This window comes from Microbispora sp. H10670, from assembly GCF_014161385.1.
In the GTDB taxonomy this organism is placed as follows: domain Bacteria; phylum Actinomycetota; class Actinomycetes; order Streptosporangiales; family Streptosporangiaceae; genus Microbispora; species Microbispora triticiradicis.
Map to the genome: position 1 here is coordinate 1 of NZ_JABBWW010000090.1, position 945 is coordinate 945.

2 protein-coding genes are annotated in these 945 nt (G+C 69.0%); both read left to right on the top strand.

The annotated features are described in order from the left end of the window. Positions 1 to 66 precede the first annotated feature (66 nt). Positions 67 to 606, top strand: coding sequence for a helix-turn-helix domain-containing protein (locus tag HHX33_RS34665; RefSeq protein WP_182878253.1), 540 nt, complete (start codon positions 67 to 69; stop codon positions 604 to 606). Further along, a partial coding sequence (locus tag HHX33_RS35385) for a transposase (protein WP_182878254.1) occupies positions 516 to 945 on the top strand: 430 nt, incomplete at its 3' end. The genes HHX33_RS34665 and HHX33_RS35385, both read left to right, overlap by 91 nt.

Consider the following 945-nt stretch of genomic DNA (forward strand, 5'->3'; position numbering starts at 1 on the left):
CTACGGAACTTAAATGGGTCTTGTCGGTGAGCTGACGAGGGCTGATTTGGTCTGTATGACCAAGGTGTGCGGTATGCCCAAGGCGGCGGCTTCACCCCCCAGGAGCAGCGGCGCCGCGAGGAGGTACGGCTGCAAGCAGCCGAGATGTTCGCGCAGGGGGTCACGAACGCGGCGATAGCTGGGACGTTGCGGGTCACCCAGCGGTCGGTGGAGCGGTGGCGGCGCGCCTGGCGGGAGGGCGGCACGGCGGCGCTGGCCTCAGCAGGCCCGCATGCGCTGCCCCGGCTCAGTCCGGCGCAGTTCGCCCGGCTGGAGGCCGAACTGCAACGCGGTCCGCTGGCGCACGGGTTCGCCGACCAGCGCTGGACACTGATGCGGATCAAGACCCTGATCGGCAGGATGTTCCACATCGGCTACACCCTGCAGGGGGTGTGGTACCTGCTGCGCCGCAACGGCTGGTCGTGCCAGCGGCCCGCCCGCCGGGCGATCGAGCGCGACGAGGCCGCGATCGAGGTGTGGAAGAAGGAGGTCTGGCCGCAGGTGGAAGATCCGCGGCGGCCGACGGCGCCTGGATCTGCTTCGAAGACGAAGCCGGTCAAGGGCTGAGGCCGCCTCGCGCACGAACATGGGGCCGGCGCGGACACACCCCGGTGATCCACGTCCGCGGGCGCGGAAGCGGACGGGTGAACATCGCCGCCCTGGTCTGCTACAAACCCGGCGAACGCTCCCGGCTGATCTACCGCCTGCACCTCTACCGCGGCCGCAAAGGCGAGCCCAAGACCTTCGGCTGGATGGACTACCGCGACCTGATCCTTCATGCCCACGCCCAGCTCGGTGCGCCGATCGTGCTGGTCTGGGACAACCTCAACCTGCACCTGGTGCCTGGGATGAAGACCTTCGCCGCCGAGCACGCCGACTGGCTCACCATCGTCCAGTTCCCCGCCT